Consider the following 24,688-nt stretch of genomic DNA (forward strand, 5'->3'; position numbering starts at 1 on the left):
AGGAAATCGAGTGGATAATTTTGGGGTGTTGGTTGGTAGCCCGCATGGACGCTGGCTTTCAGGGGTTTCATTTAGCGCCCGGAATTCGCATCATGGTTGGGATGCTCATTGTTCTTCCGCGAAATTGTACGCAGGCAAGGTCATGAGCCGACTGTCTTCAACCGGGCCGCCCACAGTGAAGTGGTAGAAACTTTGCCACTCGCGTGAAACGATCCCGAAGGCCGCATGGACCGGATCGTCGAAGTAGCAGCCGATCCCGGTGGCGCGGATACCCGACTCTTCGGCTTCGAGATAAAGCAGCTGGCCCACCATGCCGGCCTCCCAGAACAGGTTTCGGTAGAACCCGCTGCCATACGTCGCCAGGCTGTCCATGTAGTCGGCGATCATGGCCAGGCTGAAGGCGCCATCGCCGGCGATGGCCTGGCCACAGGAGACGGTGGTCGCCAGCGCTCGACAGTCCCCCTCTTGGAGGAGGTACAGGGGGAGTCCTGGCGGACAGTCGGATACGCGGTGCCAACAAAATTCTGGATGCATCACTCTCTTGAGGATATCGACCTTGTCCGGATCTCGGGCGAGCGCGTAGATGCCAGGCGCCAAGCCGTCGACGCGGTGAACGAAAAGCCCGATGTGGATGCGCGGTCGCCAGGGGATCGCGTCCCAGGGCATAGCTCTCCGCTCTTGTGTTGGAATCAGTCGGGCGAGCATGCGAAAGAATGCTGCTCGCGAGATTGCCGTCGAGCCATCCATCGCTACTGCGCTGCGGCGTCCAAGAATGGCCCTCTCCGCGGTGAGCAGGCCCTGACGGATGGGTGTCCCGAAAAGCTCATCCTCCGAGGGAAAGCCGGAGAAGTCCTCCTTGATAGGCGAGCTTTCGCATCGTCGCGTCGCCTGGGCAACGGCGTCGATCACGGGCCACTCGACGCTGTGTTCGGGGCTCAACGTATTGGCCCTGCCCTGCCAAAGCACGCCACCGCCATGCACCGTCAGCGGCGTCGACTCGATCGGAAGCGGCGCTGGTAAATCCGGTGAAATCAACGCGAGCAGCTCAGATTCCTCGCGCTCCGCCGCCGCGAAATCCTCAGCGCGGTCAAGCCCAAGGAGACTGGAGAGGGTGCCATCGCTGACGCTGTCGAGGAGCACCAATCTCCAGCCGAGCGCCGCTGCCGCGATACGCAGGCTGGCAAGCGCGTGTCCAACGTCGTGCTGGCAGTAACGGAACGCACGCTCACCGTACTTCCAGGCTTCCCGCCAATGCACCGACGACAGACCCACAAAGAAGGAGCCCTCAGGGAAAGGCTCAGTCAGCTCGGTCCACCGCTTCGCGTCGAGCACCGCTCGCCGTTCAAGAGCGTGCTCCCTCGGCGCATAGTGGTACACGGCGGCCGTCTCGCCGATCTGGTCGACCGCAGGTAGTACGGCATAGCCCTCGGTCGGATGAAGATTTCCACTCGACGGATTTGCGCGCAACGGCCACGTGGTATCACCAGATTGCTTCCATGCCGTCAGCGACAGTGCATACCGGAAAAAGAGCGAGACCGACGCGAACGACAGTGGCATCGGCGGCATGATCGCGCTCGCATAGAGCTGCCAATAGGGTAGCGGGCGGCCCGCTTTAGGCAGAGGGAGGCGAACGAGATCCGCTCCCGCGTAGCGCCGAAACGGATCGGGCTGCGTCGCCCAGTCCATGTAGCCAAGCGAGGCGGCGTAGCGGTGGAAGTGGTGTTTTGTCCGCTCGTGGTAGGCGACGACCACCTCTGCGGCAGAGGCATCTCCCTCAAGAAGGCTGGCTCGTTCCAGCGTACCTGGCTCCCCCGATAATGGTGAAAGACGATGCGACGTCATGGCAATCTTCGTCATGCTGTGCAGCACTCGATGAGCGCCTGCGCGCTGGCCACCGCGATGACGTGCCTGATTCCCGGCAGCTTTTCAGAACCGGCGGAAGGATCGTTGTGGTGAGGATCGGTGGTCTGCATATCTAAGCTCCATGATGGATACGAATCACAATCGCTCAGTAAAGAGGATACCGAATGGATAGGAATTCCAATCGCCCCGTGTTCATACTCTTGTTCATACTGTTTCCAGAAACTGGGTGCCGAAAACGGGTGTTTTTAGGCGCAGTGCGAACCTAGGCGCTATTTAGGCAGCGGTCTCCAAAACCGCAGGTCGCGGGTTCGAGTCCTGCTGCCCCTGCCACCTTCACGATTGTTCAAAACCCAGCTTGCAATTGCTCAGCCAGGCTGATGAGCTCTTCGAGTTTCCGATCGGCAATCATCAGGAACGATATGTCGTTGTGCGTCCAACTGAGACACGGGGTGTTGTTGAGTTTGCCGTGCGAAAACGCCTTCCTTCCTCTGACTGGCTTCAGGTCTTCTAATACTTTCTCTCCTTGGATCGCATACAGAATCAGCGGTCCAGAGCTATCTTGCATAGAAAGTCGTATGAACGAAGATCCCCCGACTTCGCCTGCGCCGACGGCGTTCACTTCGAACAACCGTTGCACGACAGGGAATTCCGGGCCTAGTCCGTCCTCCATGGCGGCGACGGCGTCGTTCGAGCTCAACGGGGTCGCGCTTCTCATCAGCTGCGCGACCTGCTGGCCTGACAGCTCTCGCCCGCCGATTTCACGGTTCCAAATTCCGGCAAACGCGATGATGACGAACAGGCTGGCAGCCATGGCCCACGAGTAGCGGCCGACAAAGCTGTCCAGCTTCGACGATCGGTCCAAGGCCTGCAATCGCTCTTTGGACTGCTGCCAAGCGTCATCGCAGTCGTGCTCGAGGCACATCGTGGCTAGAGACTCGCGGAAGAACAGAGCCCACTGGTACTCGGCAGCGGCGTCCGGGTTCTCCTCGACGATTTTCATCGTCTCCTTCCTCTTGTCATCTGGCAGCTCGCCGTCGGCAAGCGCATGTACGTCTTCGATCCAATCGCTCATTCGGTGTTCGCCTCTCGCAGGTACCCCTCTTCTCGGGCGTACTCGGTCAGCTGCCGTCGCAGCATGGCCCTCCCTCGCGCAAGCCTCGATCGGACTGTTCCAACCGGAACCTGCGTCGCCTCGGCCACTTCGTCGTAACTCATGCCTTCTATGTCGCTCAAAATCACTGTCATCCGAAACGCTTCCGGCACGTTGGCCAGCGCCTCTTCGATCTCTGCGCCTACCAGTTCGTCCAGCAGCCGCCTGTCCGGCACTTCGTCAGCCGGTGCGATCGGCTCGGCCGCCTCCTCGTCATCGAGCGAGGACGGCTTGCCTGTCCGTTGCCTCTTCCGGTACCTGTTGATGTACAGGTTCGTCAGGATGCGCAGCATCCAAGCCTTGAAGTTCCGACCGTCGAACCGGTCGAACGCCTCGTAAGCCCGAATCAGCGCTTCCTGAGAGATGTCGTTGGCGTCTTCCGGATCCCTCGTCAGGCGCAACGCTGTGCCGTAGAGAGAAGGAAAAACGTCCTCGGCCATCCGCTCGAAGCGATCCCTCAGCGGGTTCGCCTTCCCAAATAGCATGAGGCTCGAGTGTACCTCTCGGTTAGGTTCAACCGGCTGTCCTCGTCACGGGTTCCCAATGCTCGGAAACAGGCAAATTTACTGGGGTATATGCAGGGTGCCAACTGCCCGACGCTCGCCCTCCCGTGGGGGAGTCCCGAACTCCCGAGTCCCGAGTCCCGAGTCCCGAACCCCCGAACCCCCGAACCCCGAGTCCCGAGTCCCAAACCCCCGAACCAACCCGAACGGCGTTAGCGCTCACCAGGCCGTATGACGTGCCGACCCTCTTTCAGAATCCGGTCGAGGTCGGCGAGCTTGAACCTAACCGTGCGGATATAGGCGACCTCGCCCTCGTCCCAATGGCCGTACGTCGTCGTGACGAACGTCCCGTCCGGCAGAATCTCCACCCCGGGGTAGCCGCAGTCCGCGCCGACGTAGTTTTTCTTCAGCCGCACGCGGTACTGGCCCTCGCGGCCCATCACGATATCTTCCCACGTGCCGACCCAGCCGGCCCAGTCCCAGCGCGTCGGGCTGATGTGGGTCGTGTCGCGGAAAGAGATGAACAGCCTTCCGTCCGGGCCGTACTTGGCGGTGTGCCTGTCTCCGGTCAGCGCGGCGGGCAGCTCGCGCGGGTTGGTCCAAGTCTTGCCTTCGTTGCGGCTGAACATGACGTAGGAGTTGCGGGTGCGGGTGTTCTCGCGCAGCAGGATCGCGATGGTCTTACCGTCCGGCGAGCGGATGAACCCCGGCTCGCAGAGGTGGACGTCGCTAGCGGCGTGGACCGCCTCGGGCTCCGACCACGTCATTCCGCCGTCCTTGCTGAACGTCTTGTACAGCGTCATGGTCGGCGTCTGCTTGCCGCCCTCTTTGAAGAACCGCCCGTCGTCGTGGAACATCGCGAGGTAGTCGCCGTTCTTCATCCGCTCCGTGAACCCCATGACGACGATCCCACCCCAATCGCCGACCGACTCCAGCGGGCTCCAGCTTTCGCCGGCGTCCTCGCTGACTGCCATCCGCGCTGGATAGAGCCCGGACCAGACGATCAGCCGCTTCTTGCCGGTCTTGGGGTCGATGACCCGGTGGATCGTTGGCGTCTCCTTGCTCGTCGCCCAGTTCTCCGGCGTGGGCAGCCGCTCGCTCCAGGTCTTGCCGCCATCCGCGGACCTCTTGTAGACGATCGGCCCCCTCCCGTGAGCCTTCGGATACACCGTCAAGATCGTCTTGCCGTCCTCGAGCAGCACGGTCGTCGGATGGCCGAGGTACTGGCCCTTTTCCTGGTCCACGACGACGTGGAACTGCGGCAGCCTGTCGAGGTCGACGACAGGGATCGCGTACGCCTTCGGCAGCGGGTCTTGCGCAACCATGCAGATGAGAGCGAGAGCGATCATGACTCTCCTATGTTCTCACATTTCGCTTGACCGATGATCGGCACGGCGCCCACCTGATCGCTCGCATCCTCCGGCAATTCGCTCTGCGACCTGAGGGTCGCGGTTGCGGGAGGGCGATCGTCCTCGCGAGCCGCGTATGTCTGTCGCCCTGCGATGTCGTGCAGACCTGAAGGTTGGCACTACTATGGAGGATGCTGCTCCTTTTGGGAGTGCTCCGACGCGTCGGAGCTTTCCTCAGCGCTGACCGATGACCTTTGATCCAAGGCGGCTCGCGGGGACGCTCGCCCTCCCGTTCCTAGTGGACCATGGTCAGTGGTTCGAGTTGCTTCCTCGGCTTGGTGTCCGCCAGTTCCTCAGGCGACCGCTCGACCACGTTGTAGAGCGAGTCGCGCTCGACAGGCACGCGCCCAGCCTCGCGGATCATGAAGTTCATGTTCTGGTAGGTGAGGCCCTGGCTCTTGTTGCCGAAGTCGCCCTCGCTATACGTGATTTCGTACTCGTGCACGAGCCCGTCGCAGTCGTCCGAACCGTACCAGAGCGCGGCTTGGGTGATCTCGGGTGTGTTCATGATCCAAAAAGACTTGATGTGGTCGAAGTTGTCGAGCATTAGGCGGCTGACCGCGATGTTGCGCAGGTCCATGGCGCCGGTCAGCGGCTTGACGTCTTCCAGCTCTGTGTTCTCCGGATGGAACGAGAGAGGCGTGAAAGAGAGGAAGTTGCCGACCTCGTCCTGCAGTTCGCGGAGTTGCACCAGGTGCTCGACCCGCTCCTCGTCGGTCTCGATGTGTCCGTAGAGCATCGTCGCGTACTGCGGAAGTCCGGCCTTGGCGGTCGCTCGAGCGACGGCCTTCCACTCTTCGCCTCCTAGCTTTCGGCCGAATAGCTCTTCGTGGACGCGGTCGCTCAGGATCTCGATCCCACCGCCAGGGAGACAGTCCAGCCCAGCCTTCATGAGGTCGCTCAGGGCCTGGTCGATCGAAACCTTGCCCTTCTTGGCGATCTGCTCGATCTCGATCGCGGTGAAAGCCTTGACGTGCGCTCCGGGAAGGACCTCCTTTACCACGCCAACGAGGCGCATATAGTAATCGTAGGGGAGGCGCGGGTTGATGCCGCCGACCATGTGGACCTCCTTGATCCGCACGTCTTTGTGCCACTCGAGTCGCCTGCGGACCTCGTCGATCGTCATCTCGTAAGGGTCCGGCCCGCCCTTCTTGGCGTAGAACGAACAGAACTTGCAGAACTTGTTGCAGATGTTCGTGTAGTTGATGTGCTGGTTGCGGACGTAGTACGCCTTGTCGCCGTTCTTGCGCTCGCGCACGATGTTCGCCATGTAGGCGACGCCGGTGAGGTTCGGGTGCTGGTAAAGCCGCAGCCCGTCCTCTGAGTTCAAGCGCTGGCCCGTTTCGACCTTTTTGAAGACGTCGAAAAGATCGGAGCCAACGATTCGTTCTGCGGCGATGCTCATGGATGGGGAAGAGGGTGGATCGACCCTGTCAGCAATTATGCCAGAACTGTCCGCAACTACTTGGGCGTGCCCGGCATTTCTACCAGTATGCTGACCAAAATTGCTGGACGAAGATCGGGGGATGAGCTATAATGTTGGTTCGTCGAAAGACGTTTTTTGCTTCTGTCTCTGCCACTGGCACGTTAGGAATTTGCACCATGAATCGCACCCTTCGCGTAGTTCTCGCGCTCGTCGTCCTTAGTTCGTTCAGCTTCGCATTCGGCCAAGTCCGCGGTGGTGGCGGCGGCGATTCCAGCCAGCGATTTGTCGAAGTTGCTGGCGTCAGAGAGTTTTCCGGCGAGTTGATCGTCCGACCGATTCAAATTGTCGAGAGTTTTGTCCAGCGCCGCTCGATGTCGGATCAAATGCGGCAGAATCGCGCACGCCAACGGTTGGCGCGACTGCTCATCGAGTATGTCGCCGATACGGATGAGTTGGTTGTGGCGGTCCCTTCGAATTACGACGAAAACTCGTTCTCGGCGTTCTTGATGGCGACTGGCGATTATCAGTACGCTGAACCGAATTGGACCGTCTACCCTGTCGTTATCCCTAACGATCCGTTTTTTGGCCAACAGTGGCATCACTTCAGAATGCAGTCCCCGCAAGGTTGGAACATCAACACCGGCTCTGGCGTGACGCTCGCGACTTGTGACACCGGCGTGCATCTTACGCACGAGGACCTAGCGCCGTTGCTGGTCCCCGGATACAACTCGGCCAGCAGGCTGTCTCAAAACAACGGAGGAGCCGTCAACGATATCAACGGCCACGGGACGCACGTCATGGGAGATGCGGGGGCTGCTGGCAACAACAGTCGAGGAGTCGCAGGCGTAGGTTGGAACTACCGCCTGATGCCGATCCGCGTAACGAACAGTGCCGGCGGCTCCGCGAGCATGGCCAACATAGTGAACGGCGCGCGGTGGGCCGTCAACAACGGGGCAAAGTCCATTTCGGTCAGCTACAGCGGTGTGAGCAGCAGCACCGTGCAAACAACTGGCGCTTACATCAAGAGTCGAGGCGGCCTTTTTCTGTGGGCGGCTGGGAACAACGGCGCCAATCTGAACTGGTTCGACTGGGCGGACGTCATCATCGTCGGCGCATCGACGAGCAGCGACACCAGATGGAGTTCTTCGGCATTCGGACTGGCCATCGACGTCTTTGCTCCCGGCGTGAACATTCTGTCGACTGTGCGCAACAGCAACAGTTCGTATGGGTTTGGAACTGGAACGAGCATGGCGGCGCCGGTCGCAAACGGAGTGGTCGCGATGGTCTGGTCCATCAACCCCGCGCTTTCGGCGAGCAAGGTCGAGCAGATCGTGTTCCAGAGCTGCGACAATATCGGCAGTTCGAGCACGTTCGGCAACGGCCGCGTGAACCTCTTCAAGACGGCCACGCTCGCTGACATGACGGTGCCGAAAACCGTTCTGCCAAGCTCCGTAAACCTGAATCGAGGCACATACATCAGCGGGTCGATCAGTAGTTTCTTCAGCCAAGACGGAAACGTGTATGTAGTGAATGCCGGCATAACCTTGAACCAAAGCGAGTCGCCAAACGACATCACGCTCAACGGAGTTGCGCCATACACGACAGCGGTCAGGTTGAAGTTCCGCACTGTCTCACGATCTTCGTCGATCAATGTCACCGAAGAGATTCAGTTCTACAACTTTACGACTAATCAGTGGGATTCAAAGAACACTCGAACCTTGAGCACTTCTGATACGAGCGTGACGGTGGACGTGACATCGGGTGCCAGCAACTATGTGAGATCCAGCGATGGCGCCGTGCGTGCTCGCCTGGTCCGCCGGGCAGGCGGAATCGTCGCGCACTTGCCCTGGAGCGTGAGCAATGATCTCGGTGTCTGGGAGATCACTGCCTTCTAGGCTAGACCGGCTACGCGGTGCGATACAGGGTGCGTGTAATGCGCACTATCAACTGTATCGTACCGGGCGTTTCGGAGGCCAGGAGGCTTTCTGTAAGCGCTTGCACCCGGATGCGCCGGGAGCGCACGTCCGATGCGTTGACTACTGAGCCGTCGTCGGCGTACATGCGCGCACCGCCACCGCTGTCTGAGCCGATTGGGCTGAACATCAGCTCCATGTGATCCGGCACGGTACCGCCGTCGTCGATCCTTAGATGCAGTACGTCTGGGCCGTGCTTGGTGATCAAGGCGCCGCGCCAGCAGCCGTAGTAGCCGGGGCCGTTGCTCGGTCGATACATCGCTGGCAATTGGCAGTCCGTTAGGGATACGTCTCGATCCACAGGCGCGAGCTTTCCGTGGCGTGAAAACTGTAGATCGATTGCGGTATCGCTTGCGGCCTTGATCTTAGTCGACTTGGCTACCCTGTGATTGTGGCGATTCCATATGAGAAGCGCGGGTAGACCTGGCTTGATCAGGTCCGTCGGAAAGCTCCCGTCTTCTGGCTCCAGCCGTGCGTGCGTCGGAGCAGAGCTGACGACCTCGCACCTGAACTCCTCGTGCGAGCCTAGAACCATGAGGATGGCTTTGCTATTGGTCAAATTGGTGTGCAAGCGAGCTTCCTACCTTCGATCACCGAGTCCGGATGATCACCACGGTACCGACACTCCACAGAAACGGTACCGCTGCGCCCCTTATTCCACGCTTTGCCCGGTATTTCCGCCAGAACTCCTAACGACACGCGGCTTCATGGCTCGATACCCGGGATTATTGCCAGGCCCAAGGTGCGGCGGACTTGGCTCGTCGTGCCAACGGACGGATCGACAGCGTGCGCATGCCAACCCCTTACTCGGGCGGCTTCCACGTTCTCCTTCGTGTCGTCGAAGTACACGATCTCACTGCCGGAAAAGCCGGATTTGCGTTCAAACGCTTCAAACATTGCGGGGTCGGGCTTGTTGACGCCTACGTGGTGCGATGCTACGTTTACGGTCAGCAGATCGGCAAAGGGGAACCTGCCGCTGCCAAAGATCTCCTGCCAGTGTAAATCGTTTGTGTTGGATAGGCAGCCGGTTTGAAGACCCGCGGACGCGATGTCCTGCGTCAGTTCAGCTGTTCCGGGATAAGGTTCCACCAGAATCGCGTTATGGACAAGCTTCGCCTGGTCCGCCGTCCGGCAGCCAAGAAACCTGGCTAGTTCGACCAGATACTCGCTCGTATCGAATTTTCCTGCTTGGTAGGCAACCAGTGCTGTCGATTCGTTCAGCAATCCAAGGCCTTCGTTCAGACCTTGTTCTGGCAGCGCTAGCTCAACGGCGTCCGACCAACGGTTGCAGATTCTGATCAGCACGCCACCGAGGTCGAACGCCACAACTCGATGCGACATCTGGCGTTAGTCCCGCAGACCCATCTTCAGCATGTACTCGCGGCTGCGGCGGACGTGTACGAAAGGGCTTTCGATGCAAGTGTCTCGCTCGATAATGGCGTACTGCACGTTCGTTTCCCGGGCGGCTTCAATGATCGGATCCCACTGCAAAACCCCCGACCCGACGTCTTCAAACCCCCGATCAGCCTCAGCGGACATGTCTTTGAAGTGCATCGTCACGACGCGGCCGCTCAATCTGTTGAGGTAGGCGACGGGATCGCCGCCGCCGTACTGAACCCAGTACGCGTCCATCTCGCACTGCACGTACTCCGGGTTTGCGGCCTCCCACAGCACTTGGAAACCTGGGCGCTTTTGCAGCTTGTCCTGTTCGAACTCAAAGGCGTGGTTGTGGTACAGCAGCCGGATTCCGTCTTCGATCAGCCTCTTCCCGATTCGCTCTAACCTGTCAGCGACTAGACCCCACCCGTCGGCGTAGACATCTTTGCCGATCCACGGCAGCACCGCGTGCTGCGTTCCCAGCGCCTGGCACGTTTTTGCGACTTTGCCGGGGCGTTTCTCAAGGTCGTCAAGGCCGACGTGGGGAGCGATTAGGCGGAACCCGATGTCGTCGCACCGCTTGCGAACCTTCTTAGGGTTGTTGCCGAACAGTCCAGCCGGTTGGCCAGTCTTGAATCCGATCTCTGCGAGCTTTTCGATCGTTCCGAAGAAGTCGTCCGCCATCAGGTCGCGGAGCGTATACAGCTGAACGGCGATCTTGACGGAGTCTAGGGTCGGTTCCATTGGCTTGAGAGGATTCTGCCAGATGTTCGCCGGTTCGAGCAGTCCTCGGGCCTCAATGCTGGCGCGCATCGCAGAAACCTGGAACTCTGCGAGCGATTACCCATCGAATCTGTCCCTATTCGTGCATAATTGGTCTAGGCGTTAATTTGCTCGCAGGGGGCGCTGCGATGGCTGAGATTCCCGGTTTGCCGGGATGTCCCCTTGAACCTGATCCGGGTAATTCCGGCGTAGGGATTGCGTTCGCGGCCTCCAAGGTTCTTGGCCAACTCTGCAATCGGTGAGAAGGTCCACGCCATTGGAGGTTAAGAAACTTGAAACGTTCCGCATTTACGCTCATCGAACTGCTCGTCGTTATTGCGATCATCGCAATCCTTGCGGCGATCTTGTTCCCAGTCTATTCACGCGCCAAGGCGTCGGCGAAGAACATCAAAGAGGTCGTCCAGGCGCGCGAGATCGGCATGGCCGTCTCGATGTACCTGGTCGACTACGACGATACGATGCCGATTTTCTACGCATACAACAGCGACCCGCCAGCCGGCGTCGAAGGGCACAAAGGCGTCGAAGTCTTGCTCTTCCCGTACACGAAGAGCGAGCCTATCTTCTTGAGCCCGAACGATGTAGGAGGCCCCTTCGCCAGCATCGATGTGCCGGGCGCAACCACCTACTGGCAGGCGTACGGCAGCTCCTACAGGTTCACGCAGTGCATGTTCTCGATCGTTGCGGGCGAGTCGTCGCAGAACAATACTCTGTACGACTTCTCGAGGATCGTTACGTCGACGATGATCCAGTTTCCGGCCGAAAGTCGAATGATGCGCGTCGAGATGTTTCCGTTCTTCTCGCGCAAGGTCGATATCGACTGCGCGCGCTACTTCTACGACTGCGATCCACCTTACAACTACTACAGAACATGGAGTGACATCGGTGGAACTGTAATTTACGCCGACAGCCATGCGAAGTTCATCACCGGGCCAGGTCAGTTCGACGCCCAGTACGTTTCGCCGGATGGACACAGGTCTGGCGACGAAAACCCGGACTCCTGGACCGGCGACTGGTACGGCGTCTGCGACTAGCTTGAAAATGGGCACTCCCGGACCGGTCTATAGGACGTATATGACGTATACGTCCTAGAAGGAGAGCACCGGTCGGAGATAATGTCCGCTGGCGTGAAGAAACGCAATATCTCTATTGCAGAGCCGGTCACCGAGTTGAAGCGTGTCAAGATAGTCGACAACGGCGACCCGCTCGTCGACTATCTTGACCTCTGTCCGAAACTGGTCAAGGCGAAGCCCGTTTTCAACTACCGCTACGAGACGGTCGTGCGCGAGACGGTTGCACGGATGCTGTGCGCTGCCAGCGAGGCGCTGGCGCCCGGTTACCGGCTCGGTGTGCTGGAGGGGTGGCGACCTCACCACATTCAACGCCGCATGTATCTCCGATCGTGGAACCGGTTCAAGAAGATGCATCCGGAATGGAGCGACGCGCAGCTGAGGCGAACCACAAACCGGTACACCGCGCCGATGAACGACAAGGTGCCGCCGCCGCACTCGACCGGCGCGGCCGTGGACCTGTTCCTGCTCGATGAGAATCTGAACGAGTTGGACCTGCGTGCGCCATATGAATTCATGGATCCAAAGGCGTTTCTGTTCGACGCTAAGGGGCTGACGGTTGAATCCAAGGAACGCAGGCGGATATTGGCTGACGCACTACTGGCCGGGGGCATGACGAACTACCCTTCCGAGTACTGGCACTGGAGCTTTGGCGATCAGGGCTGGGCCTACAGGACAGGAGCGCCGAATGCCATCTACGGAGTGATCGAGCCGCAAGACTACGCGCCGCATCCGCCGGACGTGACGGACGATCCTGTTGAGTGGATCGAGCGTTGACGCGCGTGCGATGTGCCAAGATTCCAGGGTGGCAGGCACGACCCAGTTAGCGACGCACGAGCAAATCCGCGCACAGTTCCCAGCGCTCGAATCCGGTTTCGCGTTCTTCGAAAACGCGGGCGGATCGCTGCTTCCTAAGCAGGTGATCGACAGGATGACCGACCTGCTGACGAACGCGTACGTTCAGATTGGTGCGGGGTATCCGGCGTCCGATGCTGTGACTGAAACCGCAGACTCAGCGAAGGCATTCGCTAACGTTCTGATGAACGGGGAAGGGGTTGGGACGACTGTTCTCGGGCCATCGACCACCGATCTGCTTTACAGACTGAGCAATTCGATGGCGGATCACATCGAGCCCGGTGACGAGGTCGTCGTGTCGATCGCGAACCACGAATCCAACATCTCGCCGTGGATCAGGCTGGAGAAAGCCGGGGCGAAGGTTGTGTGGTGGGACGTTGATCCGGAGAGCGGCGACTACAGTTACGAGGAGCTGAAGAGCCTGCTGGGGCCGCGCACCAAGCTCGTCGCCGTCGCGCACACGTCGAACTTGCTGGGCGACATCATGGACGTGCAGAGGGTGGCCGAAATGGCGCACGCCGTCGGGGCGCAGATAGTCGTCGACGGCGTTGCGTTTGCGGCACATGGGGCAGTCGACGTGCAGGCTTGGGACGTCGACTTTTACACGGTCTCGATGTACAAGTTGTACGGGCCGCACATCGCCGGTCTGTTCGGTACCACGGAGGCTTGGGCAGAGCTGAGCGGGCCGAACCACTACTTTATCGCGGACGACGACCTGCCGTGGAAGTGGGAGCTTGGATGTCAGCCGTACGAAGCGCTGGCAGGCATCCTGGGGCTCGGCGACTACCTGGCGTTCGTGACCGGATCGGATCGGCCCGAAGTGGACCGAAAGGTCGTCGAGCAGGCGTTCCGCGCCATGCGAGAGTTCGAAGTGCTGATCCAGGCTCAGTTGATGGAGTACTTGACGGGTGTGGACTCGATTCGCTTGGTCGGGCCTCGATCTGCAAGCGCTGGAGACCGCCATCCGACGATTTGCTTCTTGCACGACTCGCTGAACTCAGCCGAAGTCGTGGGCAAGGTCAACGGCCCTGAAATCGGTATCCGGTGCGGGCACATGTACGCATCCCGGCTCTGCGGGCGTTTGGGGGCTCCCACGGATACAGGCTTCGTCCGGATCAGCGCCGTCCACTACAACAGCGCCGAGGAAGTTGACAGGTTGATCCAATCCCTGCACTCAGTCTTGTAGAATGGGGGCATCGTGAGCGAAACCCGTGTTGCAACGTCCGTAGAGGAGCTGATCGGCCAGTTGGACGAGGCCGTGGAAGACGATTGCACGGACGGCAAGTGCAGTAAGGTCAAAGAGATCTTAGAGCGCATGTTTCGTGCGCAGCACGACTTTCTCGACGAGAGCCTGCTCGTCCCCTTGCCAGACACCTACGCCAGGCGCCTTCTGCATCGCGATCCGGCCGGGCGCTACTCCGTGGTCGTCATGGTCTGGGGGCCAGGCCAGGAAACACCGCTGCACGACCACGCTGGCAAGTGGTGCGTGGAATGCGTCTACAAGGGACGAGTGAAGGTCGATTCGTACCGGATGGAGTCAGAGGATGAGGACGGACTCGCCCGGCTGACTAAGGTGACCACCGTTCACGCGGGCGTTGGAGCCGCGGGCGCGCTCATCCCTCCGTTCGAGTACCACGTGCTGGCGAACGACACCGACGGTCCGTCTGTGACGGTGCACGTCTACGCTGAGGAATTGACCTGCTGCAACAAGTTCGTTCCTGAGGGCGATGGCTACAGAAAGGAGAAGTGTGAGCTTTGCTACTCGCCATGAACGGCCTGCGGCCTGCGCAGTAGGTACCGATTTGCCTGGAATGAACGAACAATTCCCTCCGAAAGGCGTCAAAGGAACAGGTGCAGGCTTGCACGCGGTTATCCCGTGCCATGCGGCTCAGGAGATGCCGCGAGGACTTGAGGAGTGATGGTTGCGAGCCAATACTACTGTTGTGAGCGTGCTGTCGCCGTACAGCAGCGGTACAGGCGGCGATGACCGAGCTTGCGGAGTACCCTGAGGGCTGATCGGATTGGTGGAACAGGTAGTTAGCCAGGCAGAGCGGACGCTCCTCGACCTTATCGAGGAGCTGAGCGAATGTCACGACAACATGGACGTAATGCGCGTCGCATGCGCGCACACCGTTCGTCCGTTCCCCGATTACCTGTTCTTTGGCATTCTGCTTTCCAATCAATCGCGCCAAGAGTGGTGGTTCCTGCCGATCGAGAACCCTCGGAAGCCGTGCGACGGTTGTGTTCCGCTGGCGAAGTTGCCCAGTGACGAACCCATCGACCCTATTTTGCACGAGTTAGGGAAAGACGTTTCGTCGCTGATGCAGCAGGGTGGCAAGATTAGCGCGCTCCTACTCACGGGCGCTGAACCGTTCTGGTGCGGCGCGGAAGACAAGTTGCTGCCTGCTCTTGCCGAAGTAACCGGTCTGTCGCCGAAGACGGTACTGGGTGCGAGTTGGGAGCGCCCTCGCGGCGGGCTGGGGTGGATGCTGTTGGGTTTCAGCGAAGCGCGACCATTCAGCGAATCCGAACTGCGCCTCTTCGAGCTGATGGTCCGCGTTACCAGCAGGATGGCGATGTACCCAGAACTCGTCCACGAAGTCGCCCGGACAGAGCGGCTCGGAGCCTCCCTGAGAAGAAACGTCGTCCACGACCTCAAGACTCCTCTTGCTGTGATCCGCGGTTACGCGGAGACGCTGCTGACCACAGACTTCGTGGAGGACTTGGCGACGACGATGGAGCTGTTGCGCGGCGTCGTAGAGCAGACCGAGAGACTGCAGGACGACCTGGACGACATTCTAAAGCCGTTGGACGACGCTTGGCGACCGCTCCCAGAAGAGTTCGACATCGCGCGACTCGTACAGCAGACGATCATTGCGGAGCGACACACCGAGCGCGCCCGCGATCACAGAATTCGGTTGATAGGTGCCGTCGAAGCGTGCAACATCGTGGCCGATAGGAGAAAGATCCGGCGCGTAATCGAGAATCTCACGAGCAACGCGGTCAAGTATTCGCCGGGCACGGGCAACACGGTAACGGTATCGCTCGAGAAAGACTCCAAGTTCGTTCGAGTCTCCTTCAGGGATGAGGGGATCGGCATGACGGAAAGCCAGTTGGATCGAGTATTCACAGCTACCATAAGAGTGGTGGACGACGCTCTAGGCATCGAAGGCACGGGCTTCGGCCTGGACTCCTGCAAGCGCGTTCTAGACATGCACGGCGGGAGCCTTGAGGCGTATTCGGAGCCGGGCGAAGGCTCTACGTTCATAGCTGTGATTCCGCTTGAGTTCTCCGGCTAGCCGCCGACGCTGCAGAACTGCTGCCATCCGATCGGACTTCCCGGCGGCGCTGCGCTTGGCCTGGCGTAGTCGAACGTCGTTCCCGCAGGACGGAAGAGGAACCTCTCGATCTCCTCATCGACCAGCGCCTTCTTCGGATCAGAGAGGTCCATCCTGTTCTTGATGGAAACCAGTTGCTCCCGAGCTGCCGCCCGGAGGTGGATTGAGTTCGAAGTGTCTGCCGCCAGCTGCATCAGCCTGTTCAGGTACAGCTTCCGCAACGCCCATCCGACCGGGCTGATATCGCGCCGCGCCCACGACGGGCCGAATACGACCTCGGTTGTCGTGCCGAGAACTTCGTCGATGCCGGGGAGGTCGGCGCGGGGCCTCGTCTGTTGGATCACCCGCTCTAGCCTTGTCGGGTTGAGCAGAAACCTCAAGACGGTGTCCGCCGCAGCCTCTGACGCGGTTACCGGATCGAAGGTGGGGCTTGTCCGTGTTCCGAATATCTCGCGGTTCCCGCCGAAGCCGTACGGTCGAGGGCCGATCAGTTGTACGACGTTGTGCGGCACGGTCAGGAAGTCTTCCTCCAAGCACTCCATCAGCGCATTGAGCGCATCGCGCTGCAGGCTGGCGGGCACGAGGGTGAACGGTCGCACTCCGTCGCTGTTCACCGTGTGCGCGTAGTACACGCCGCCGATCGCCTTCGCGGCGGCCTCGACCTGGTAGCGGTGGTAAAGGAAGATCGGAACGAACACCTCCTGGAGCATCGACAGCGGCTGGTCGTTTGCGAGATTGCGCCTGCCGAAGTTCTTGAGCGCGATTTCGCGAACGGCCATCGTCTCGCGCAGTCCTTCGACCGCGTCCCGCCCGTTGTCCCAAAGGCTTGCTCTCGGGTCGGCGGCGCCTGCTGAGCGGGCGTCCTGGTCGCTCAGGAAGAGCAGGCCGCGCCTCTGTCCATCGCGTATGATTCGCTCAAGCTCTTCGTCCTCGTTGCTCGTGAACTGCGAGTACATCCACTTCACCGCGTGCTTGTCGTACACGCCGATCCCTACGTCGTAGACCTCGCTGACGTCGAGCTGATCGCCATCGACGCGGACGAGCGGCGCGGGGTAGTCCATCACCGAGCCTCGTCCGTAGGTGCTCGCCGCGAAATTGTGAGCGAGGCCGATCGTGTGTCCAACTTCATGGGCTGAAAGTTGGCGAATTCGCGCGAGGGCAAGCTCCACCGGGTCGTCCGCGTCTCCGCTTCCGGTCTTCTCGACGCCGAGCAGGCCTTCGAAGATCAGGCGGTCTTGCCGCACTCGAAGTGAGCCGAGCGAGACGTGGCCTTTGATGATCTCGCCGGTTCTCGGATCCCTGACGGACGCGCCGTAGGACCAGCCGCGCGTGGAGCGGTGGACCCACTGGATGACGTTGTAGCGAATGTCGAGCGGGTGGGCGTCTTCGGGGAGGACCTTGACCTGGAACGCGTTGATGAAGCCTGCCTCCTCGAACGCTTCGTTCCACCAGCTAGCGCCCTCGATGAGCGCGGACCTTACCGGCTCTGGCGCGGCGTGGTCGACGTAATAAATGATCGGCTCGATCGGCTCGGACATCGCGGCGTTCGGATCCCCTTTCTCAAGTCGGTGTCGAGCGATGAACCGCTTGCTGATCGACTCGCTGAGCGGAACGGTGTAGTCGAGGTACGAGATTCCGAATGCGCCGATGCGGGTGTCGGCCTCGCGCCTCTGATAGCCGTCGTCGGGGAGCTCGACGATCGAGACGTGCTGCACGAGGCTCCAGCTTTCGGGGATTTCAGTCGTCGCGCGCACGAAGTTGCCGGGGCCGGAGACCTTGAACGTCAGGAACGCTTCGAACTCCAGGTTCTTCGGGAACGAGAGGCACTGCTCGAAGTCGATCGCGCTCTTTCCGGCATCGATGCTGGCAGAGCCCTGTCCGGCGAGCGATCGCCCCACATGGTGTGCGTCGCGCAGGACGAACGAGGTCAGATCGATCAGCAGGTTGCCGTCGTCGTCCTCGGCCTCTATCTTGGTCGCCCAGAGGACCGATGGTGCGAACGCCTCGGCCACGGATCGCCGTTCGGCTGGCGACCCCTGTTCGGCGCGGAAACCGAGGTTGGGGACGAAGAAGACGATCTTGTCGGCCATCCGCTTGATCTCGACGACGTAGGACGGGCCGAGTTGGCCGCGGTCGAGCCCGACGTCGTTCGACCCGAGCCCCGTTCGGATCGCGCTGAGCATCAGGAACTCGCGCATGTCCTGGGGCCGGATCAGCATCATCAGCTTGTTCGCCTTGGCTTCGTGGAACGTAGTCAGGAGCCCGTCGTGCCGCTCCATGCCCTCGGTCATCTCTTCGATCGGAGTCTGCCCAAGCGCCAGGGCGCTCAGGGCGAGAACTGTCAAGACGATCATCGCGCGCGTCATGATTGTTCTTATACTCGAAACGGGGCGTTCAGGGTCGAGGATCGAGGGTCTAGGGTCGAGGGGAGTTGGCAGTTTGCAGTGACCAGTTTGCAAAAGGATGATCAGGGGCGACTGCTTGGCGACGACCAGGCGACGGCGAAGCGGCCGACGCATCCAAGGGAGGGCGAGCGTCCCCGCGAGCCGCGGCCTGGCGAGTGCCGAGTGCCGAGTGCTGAATGCTGAGTGCTGAGTGCGGAGTGCTGAGTGCTGAATGCTGAATGCTGAATGCTGATTGCTGAACGATGCACGGGGCGACTGCTTGGCGACGACCAGGCGACGGCGAAGTGGCCGACGCATCCAAGGGAGGGCGAGCATCCTTGCGAGCCGCACCTGTGACTTGGCGATGTGTTGCAGATGGACTTCATGGCTACCCCGCACGGTCATCGGGGCAACCATGCCACGCGCCGAGTGCCGAGTGCTGAATGCTGAGTGCTGAGTGCTGAGTGCGGAGTGCTGAGTGATGCGACGAGTCCCCTCAACCGTCATCCTGAGCGAGCCTGTCCTGAGCGGATCGAAGGAAAGGAGCGCGGTTGAGGGGACGGCACTCTCCGCCTGATTCGACAATCACCACTTTCTGGCCGTCTGGGCGACGGCGAAGCGGGCGGCGGCACCCGATGGAGGGCGCTGCTCCGTCGGCGCCCCGGAGCGTAGCGTAAAAAAACGCACGACTCGGATGCTCACGGGCTATCGCGCCGTTCGCTGTTCGCGATTCTCCCGAACTGCCGAACCTCCGAACTCCCGAACGCGACCTAATCCTGCGTTGAGAATGGACGATATGTTGTAGATGAAGTTCATGGCTGTCACGCACGATCATCGGGACAACCATGCCACCCGTCGCTGAATTGGTGGTTGCAGTAACCGAACCGAGGGCGTCGTGGAGGTAGTTCGTCCGCGTCCCTCCCGAGGACTCGCCTCGAATCCTCCCGTTCACGGTGTAATAGCTCTTCACGGCGTAGCCGGCCTCCAGTCAGTTATTTTTCTCCATTTCACATACACGTCGATACTTGGAAGTTCGATTTGGCCGATTTCGCTTTGATCTGTGAATCCATAGTTTGGTGCCGAACCGTTAACATTTTTATCGTCGTAGTACAAGTCACATCGGTGCCAACCGTTCCGGGAATTCGATGAATCAAGAAACGACTGTAAGCCAAGGTATCCAACGATTGAATCGTTGGGGTTTAGGGTCTCCCAGGCTCCCGTATCCATCGTGGGTGAGTAAGTGTAGGCGCGCCTGACAATTGCACCCGATCTCACATAGAGAGTCCAGTCCGAATCCGGGGCGTATGCAGTTATTGTATTAGATGAGAGGTTTGTTATTGATACTTCAATGTATATTTTGTTCGAAGAGAACTCATCTGTGGTCCGATTCAACGTGACTTGAAAGTCGCCAGAAACCGCGACTGCGCTAGCAGCCCCGGAAGGCTCTCCGCCATCTCCTGGCGCAGTGCAGCCTAGTAGTGCAAGAGGGGTCAGGAAGGCAATAAGAGAAGGCAATCTCGAACGCATTTGGCATACTCGTTTAGGTCTGTTTGACTAGGACCGTCGTCGTCATGGGAATTGCAACCCGGCCCACAAATGTGCCCCATCTCATGAAACATCGTGAATACACTCCATTGGCAACCGGCAGACGGGCGGGTGGCATGGTTGTCCGAATGCCCGTGTAAGGCAACCATGATCGCGCCTCTTTACTATCAGTCACCAGATTAGCCTACCCAGTCAAATCCTTGATGACATTCCCACCGACATCCGTCAGACGGAAGTCCCGGCCTTGATACCGATATGTCAGCCGAGTGTGGTCCATGCCCATCTGGTGGAGGATCGTTGCGTGAAGGTCGTTGATGTGTACCGGGTTTTCGACGATATTGTAGCCGAGTTCGTCGGTCAGGCCGTATGAGACGCCGGGCTTGATCCCTCCCCCGGCCATCCACATCGTGAACGCGCGCGGGTGGTGGTCGCGGCCTTTGAACTTCGACCCGCCGCGAGCCTCGTTCATCGGCGTCCGGCCGAACTCGCCGCCCCAGACGACGATCGTCTCGTCGAGCAGTCCGCGCTGCTTGAGGTCTTTGATCAGGGCTGCGATCGGCTGGTCGATCTGTTTGCACAGCACGGGAAGGCCGCCGTCGATAGACTCACCCTGATTGGTTCCGTGGTGATCCCAACCGCGGTGGTAAAGCTGGACGAACCGCACGCCCCTTTCGACCAGCCGGCGAGCAAGCAGGCAGTTGTTCGCGAAGCTCCGTGCCCCCGGATCGGTTCCGTACGCGATGTGCGTCGCCTCGGATTCGCCTGAGATGTCCATCAGTTCCGGGACGCTCGTCTGCATCCGGTACGCGAGTTCGTACTGGGCGATGCGCGTTTGGATTTCCGGATCGAGCGTCTCCTCGTACCGCATCTGGTTCAGATCACGGATGGCATCAAACGTGTCGCGCCGCACGCCGTCGGTCACGCCCTCGGGGTTTGTCACGAACAGCACCGGGTCGCCCTCAGACCGGAACTGCACGCCTTGAAAAACGCTCGGCAGGAACCCGCTGCCCCAGCACGCCTTGCCGCCGTCCGGGTTGGCGATCCCGGAGATCAGAACGACGAACCCGGGCAGATCTGCGTTCTCACTGCCGAGCCCGTACGTCAGCCACGATCCCATGCTCGGCCTCCCGGGTATTCGGAAACCCGTGTTCATGAATATCTGCGCGGGGGCGTGATTGAACTGCTCCGTGTGCATCGAGCGAATAATGGACACGTCGTCGACGATCGTCTTGAAATGCGGCAGCAGTTCGGTCACCCACTGGCCCGATTCTCCACACTGTTCGAACTCGAACGGGGAGCCGAGCAGCTTTGGCGTGCCCCGGATGAACGCGAACCGTTCGCCTTCGAGGATATCCGCCGGGCAGTCCTCTCCATCAAGCTCCTGCAAGATCGGCTTCGGGTCGAACATGTCGACTTGCGACGGCGCGCCAGCCATGAACAGATAGATCACGTTCTTCGCCTTGGCAGGAAAGTGCGAAGGCTTTGCCGCTAGCGGATTGACGGGGTCCTGCGTTGGCAGAAGCGCCTTCACGCCCGGCTTCATGAGCAGCGAGGAGAGCGCAGTCGCGCCGATTCCGTATCCCATCTGCCGGAATAAAGCTCTGCGTGTGATGTTCTTCAGTGCGTTGATCATGTCGTCACTCCTTGGTGATAGTCTCGTCAAGGTTCAGCAGAGAGTTCGCGAACATCGTCCACGCGGCCATCTCGGGATCGTCTGCCAGCGAAGCCGGAATCGCCTCGGCGTCTGAGAAGCGCGCCTGTAGCTGCTCTAGAAGTTGCAACAGTCGCTGGTGTTCTTGTCGTGTCGGCGGGCGAGCCGTGCACAGCCGAAAGCCTCGCGTTATCCGCTTTTCGACGCTGTCAGCCTCGCTCACGATTCGCTTGGCCAGCGCTCGCGCCGCCTCCATCATCGCCTCGTCATTCAGCAGAGCCAGCGCCTGTAGCGGCGTGTTCGTGCGAATCCGCCGTACTGTGCAAACCTCTCGGCTCGTCGCGTCGAACGCCGTGAACGACGGGTACGGCGAGGTGCGCTTCCAGAACGTGTACAGCCCGCGCCGGTAACGGTCGCTGTCGTCCGCGCTCTTCCACCGGTCGGCGTTGTACGGACTGTCCCAAATTCCGTCCGGTTGATAGGGGAACACGCTGGGCCCGCCGATCTTTGGGCTGAACAGGCCGCTGACCACGAGCGCGTTGTCGCGGATCATCTCGGCGTCCATCCTGAACCTCGGACCGCGCGCGAATAGCTGGTTCTCGGGGTCTTTGTCGATCAATTCTGCGTTCGTCGTTGACACTTGTCGGTATGTTGCGGAGTTCACGATCAGGCGGTGGATGTGCTTCATGTCCCATCCGCTTTCGACGAACTCGACGGCCAGCCAGTCGAGCAGTTCCGGGTGAGTCGGCTGTTCACCTTGCGTGCCGAGGTCTTCTACTGTTTCGACCAACGCTCGACCGAAGTACTGCCGCCAAATGCGATTGACCTGCACGCGGGCGGAGAGCGGATTCTCGTCGTCGACCAGCCACTTCGCAAGCCCGAGCCTGTTCTTCGGCAAGCCGTCTGCCATCGGCGGGAGAAACGCGGGCGTGTCGGCAGTCACTTCGCGGTCGGGGCTGAGAAATTCGCCGCGCGTGTGTATGTTTGCCGTGACCGGTCCGTCGGTCGGCCTGTCGCGCATCACCATCGCCGACGGTATCTGCGACTTGAGCATCGCAAGCTCGGCGCTCTTCGCTTTGATCGCTCGCCGGTTGTTGAGCGTCAGCAAACTGCGAGACGCGAGCACGCCCATGAGTTCCTTCTTGCGCTCCTCGCTTGTTCCTTCGCGGTAGATCTCCTTGAGCGCATCGGCCGATACAAGCTCAAACGTCGGCTGAGCCCAAGGGGAGAGCAGCACGCGGAAGTGTCCGATCGTGTGCTGGACATGCCTCGAATTGAACTCCATCGTGACCTCTACCTTCGCGTCCGGCTCTACCCTCAGAGTTTCGGGGAGATCGAAGATGACGACGTGGTCTTTGCCGTACTGCTGCGCGACCGCCCAGCCGCTGGACACATCGTGTGCGATGACCCGGTCGGGGTCGAAGTCGACTTGTGTGTAGTCGGCGAACGCTTGCGCAAACTGTATTTTTTCGCCGTTGATCCTCAGCGTGATCCCGGTCAGGACGAAGTTGCCGTGGTCGACACGGCCAGGGCCCTTGTCGCCGATCTTGAGCGCCTCAATCTTCAGTCCACCGATTTCGTCCAGATTCGCCGTGCCGGTTACCGTGATCGTGTCTTTCGCCGGGTTTTCTCCGGTCAGCAGCCACGTGCCGTCTGGCTGTTTCTCCGGCGTCGCTCCACCGCTCGACGTCACTGTTTCATCGGTGATCGCAGTCCATGTTCCGCCCAGGAGATTCCTCGTCGCTGCAACCATCTGCGCATGCTTCAAGACTATGTCCTCGGTGGAAATCGGGCCGTCGTCCAGTTGAAGCGCATAGAGGTCTCCTTCGAGGAAGAGGCGCTTCTTCTCCTGCTCCCAAGTCGGCGTCGGCATGAGCGGCTCGTACAGTTTTTCGGCGCCGACGTTCCGGTCTCCTCGCCTCTCGGTGTCGCTGTTGTTAAAAAACGCGAACATCCGGTAGTAGTCCTCGGTCGTGTACGGATCGAACTTGTGATCGTGGCAGCGGGCGCACTCGATGGTCGCTCCGAGCCACACCGTCCCGGTTGTGTTGATACGGTCGAGCACGACGGTGAACTGCCCTTCATCGGCGTCGACGCCGCCCTCGCCGTTCCACATCGAATTGCGGTGGAACCCGGTCGCGACTCGCTGCTCGATCGTTGCATTGGGCAACAGGTCGCCGGCGATCTGTTCTATCGTGAACTGATTGTACGGCATGTTGTCGTTGAACGCGTTGATCACCCAATCGCGGTACAGCCACGCGACCCGGCTGCGGTCCGCCTCGAAGCCGTTGGTGTCGGCGTAGCGCGCGAGGTCGAGCCAGAACTGCGCCTGCCGCTCGCCGTAGTGCGGTGATCTGAGCAGTCGTTCAACGGCGTCTGCATATGCGTTCGGGCTGTCGTCGGCGAGGAACGCGTCGATCTCCTCAATGCTGGGCGGGAGGCCGACGAGGTCCAGGCTGAGCCTTCGGATCAAAGTCTCTTTGGTCGCCTCGGGCGATGGCTTGAGCTTCTCTTCATCTAGGCGCGAAAGCACGAAGGCGTCGATCGGATTTCTGATCCAGCCCTTGTCCGAGACTTCTGGAATGGGCGGTCTCACCGGGGGCGTGAACGCCCAGTGGGTCGTCGGGTCTATTCCAACCGTCGGGCCGCCCTCACGAATCCACTCTTCGAGCATCTCGATCTGCTCGCTCTCCAGCGGCTTGAAGCCGAACGGCATCTGCGGCAGACCGTCAAGTCCTCTGAGCCGTCGAATAATCAGCGAGTTTTCGGGGGCGCTGGGATCGAACAGCGGGCCGCTTGTGCCCCCGAACCTCACACCGCGAGCAGTTGAAAGGTCGAGTTCGCCGGCGGGGTCGTCGCCTGAGTGGCAGCTAGTGCAGCTCGTTTTGAGCAGGCGCAGCACGTCTTGCGGGAAGCTCACCGTCGGATCGGGCGTGCTCGCACCTTCTTCGATCCAGCGGCGGATGAGCGCGATCTCGTTGGCCGGGAGCGGTTCGCCGGGTGCAGGCATGAGCGGCAGGCGTGAACGCGGGTTAATTCGTTGCACAAGCAACGACACAGCCGGGTCTCCTGCGATTATCATCGAACCGTTGTCGCCGCCAGCTCGAATTCCGGCGATTGAGTCCATATCGAGGCCGCCCAGCGCCTGGATCGAGTTGTGGCACGGCAGGCACTTCGCCTCGAATATCGGCTTGATCTCCTTTTCGAAGCTGACTGGAGTCTGGCGCTCGGCAGCCAGGAGCAAGGCGATAGGGAGCGGCAGCGTCGTCGCGATCGCGATCGGTACGCGCAGGTTGCTCCACATGATTCGCCGCCGTTCCATATCCTCTATCAGTAAAGCGCAACTTTGGGCCTGCAAGCAACG

General features: G+C 60.3%; 16 protein-coding genes, 1 pseudogene and 1 riboswitch. Of the genes and pseudogenes, 6 read left to right on the forward strand and 11 right to left on the reverse strand.

Translation table 11 applies throughout. The features are described 5' to 3' along the window. Window positions 1-105: 105 nt before the first annotated feature. From IH944_08465 to IH944_08485, 5 genes are all read right to left on the reverse strand, one after another. The gene (locus IH944_08465; GenBank protein ID MCH7904582.1) at window positions 106-1,797 is read right to left on the reverse strand and encodes a SagB/ThcOx family dehydrogenase; all 1,692 of its coding nucleotides are present in this window, start codon (window positions 1,795-1,797) and stop codon (window positions 106-108) included. Window positions 1,798-2,206: 409 nt separating this feature from the next. After that, complete coding sequence (locus IH944_08470; protein ID MCH7904583.1) at window positions 2,207-2,935, reverse strand: hypothetical protein; 729 nt, start codon at window positions 2,933-2,935, stop codon at window positions 2,207-2,209. Then, entirely contained in the window at window positions 2,932-3,498 is a 567-nt protein-coding gene (locus tag IH944_08475; GenBank protein MCH7904584.1) for a sigma-70 family RNA polymerase sigma factor, read from the reverse strand. The genes IH944_08470 and IH944_08475 overlap by 4 nt, the downstream gene beginning before the upstream one ends. A 230-nt stretch (window positions 3,499-3,728) precedes the next feature. After that, a complete protein-coding gene (locus tag IH944_08480) occupies window positions 3,729-4,865 on the reverse strand; it encodes an exo-alpha-sialidase (GenBank protein MCH7904585.1) in 1,137 nt (378 codons plus the stop codon). Window positions 4,866-5,160: 295 nt separating this feature from the next. After that, window positions 5,161-6,330: a CofH family radical SAM protein gene (locus tag IH944_08485; protein ID MCH7904586.1), complete on the reverse strand. Its 1,170-nt coding sequence runs from the start codon at window positions 6,328-6,330 to the stop codon at window positions 5,161-5,163. Window positions 6,331-6,527: 197 nt separating this feature from the next. Between IH944_08485 and IH944_08490 the strand changes: the two genes are divergently transcribed. Further along, window positions 6,528-8,246 (forward strand): S8 family serine peptidase, encoded by a 1,719-nt coding sequence (locus tag IH944_08490; GenBank protein MCH7904587.1) that lies wholly within the window; start codon window positions 6,528-6,530, stop codon window positions 8,244-8,246. Between the two features lie 10 nt (window positions 8,247-8,256). On the opposite strand, the gene IH944_08495 is transcribed toward IH944_08490, so the two are convergent. The 3 genes from IH944_08495 to IH944_08505 form a co-directional block, all read right to left on the reverse strand. Beyond that, a complete protein-coding gene (locus IH944_08495) occupies window positions 8,257-8,895 on the reverse strand; it encodes a hypothetical protein (protein MCH7904588.1) in 639 nt (212 codons plus the stop codon). A gap of 134 nt (window positions 8,896-9,029) precedes the next feature. Beyond that, window positions 9,030-9,665: an HAD-IA family hydrolase gene (locus IH944_08500; GenBank protein MCH7904589.1), complete on the reverse strand. Its 636-nt coding sequence runs from the start codon at window positions 9,663-9,665 to the stop codon at window positions 9,030-9,032. 6 nt (window positions 9,666-9,671) lie between these two features. After that, on the reverse strand, window positions 9,672-10,514 hold the full coding sequence (locus IH944_08505) for a TIM barrel protein (GenBank protein ID MCH7904590.1): 843 nt from the start codon (window positions 10,512-10,514) through the stop codon (window positions 9,672-9,674). Between the two features lie 76 nt (window positions 10,515-10,590). Next, window positions 10,591-10,697: riboswitch (TPP riboswitch) on the forward strand. A 59-nt stretch (window positions 10,698-10,756) separates the two neighbouring features. Here IH944_08505 and IH944_08510 point away from each other — a divergent pair. The 5 genes and pseudogenes from IH944_08510 to IH944_08530 all read left to right on the forward strand — a co-directional run bounded on the left by IH944_08510 (window position 10,757) and on the right by IH944_08530 (window position 15,705). Beyond that, window positions 10,757-10,855: pseudogene (locus tag IH944_08510) on the forward strand (prepilin-type N-terminal cleavage/methylation domain-containing protein). 753 nt (window positions 10,856-11,608) lie between these two features. Next, window positions 11,609-12,328 (forward strand): hypothetical protein, encoded by a 720-nt coding sequence (locus tag IH944_08515; GenBank protein ID MCH7904591.1) that lies wholly within the window; start codon window positions 11,609-11,611, stop codon window positions 12,326-12,328. A 28-nt stretch (window positions 12,329-12,356) separates the two neighbouring features. Beyond that, window positions 12,357-13,592 (forward strand): cysteine desulfurase-like protein, encoded by a 1,236-nt coding sequence (locus IH944_08520; protein MCH7904592.1) that lies wholly within the window; start codon window positions 12,357-12,359, stop codon window positions 13,590-13,592. 12 nt (window positions 13,593-13,604) lie between these two features. Next, complete coding sequence (locus tag IH944_08525) at window positions 13,605-14,177, forward strand: cysteine dioxygenase family protein (protein MCH7904593.1); 573 nt, start codon at window positions 13,605-13,607, stop codon at window positions 14,175-14,177. A gap of 253 nt (window positions 14,178-14,430) precedes the next feature. Further along, window positions 14,431-15,705: a HAMP domain-containing histidine kinase gene (locus IH944_08530; GenBank protein ID MCH7904594.1), complete on the forward strand. Its 1,275-nt coding sequence runs from the start codon at window positions 14,431-14,433 to the stop codon at window positions 15,703-15,705. Here the strand turns inward: IH944_08530 and IH944_08535 are convergent. The 3 genes from IH944_08535 to IH944_08545 form a co-directional block, all read right to left on the reverse strand. Continuing rightward, on the reverse strand, window positions 15,702-18,110 hold the full coding sequence (locus IH944_08535; protein ID MCH7904595.1) for a zinc-dependent metalloprotease: 2,409 nt from the start codon (window positions 18,108-18,110) through the stop codon (window positions 15,702-15,704). The genes IH944_08530 and IH944_08535 overlap by 4 nt on opposite strands. Window positions 18,111-19,857: 1,747 nt before the next feature. Next, window positions 19,858-21,306, reverse strand: a complete 1,449-nt coding sequence (locus IH944_08540; protein ID MCH7904596.1) for a DUF1501 domain-containing protein — start codon at window positions 21,304-21,306, stop codon at window positions 19,858-19,860. Window positions 21,307-21,310: 4 nt separating this feature from the next. Further along, window positions 21,311-24,646: a DUF1553 domain-containing protein gene (locus IH944_08545; GenBank protein ID MCH7904597.1), complete on the reverse strand. Its 3,336-nt coding sequence runs from the start codon at window positions 24,644-24,646 to the stop codon at window positions 21,311-21,313. Window positions 24,647-24,688 lie beyond the last annotated feature (42 nt).

The sequence above is a fragment of the Armatimonadota bacterium genome, from assembly GCA_022563855.1.
GTDB lineage: Bacteria > Armatimonadota > Fimbriimonadia > Fimbriimonadales > Fimbriimonadaceae > JADFMN01.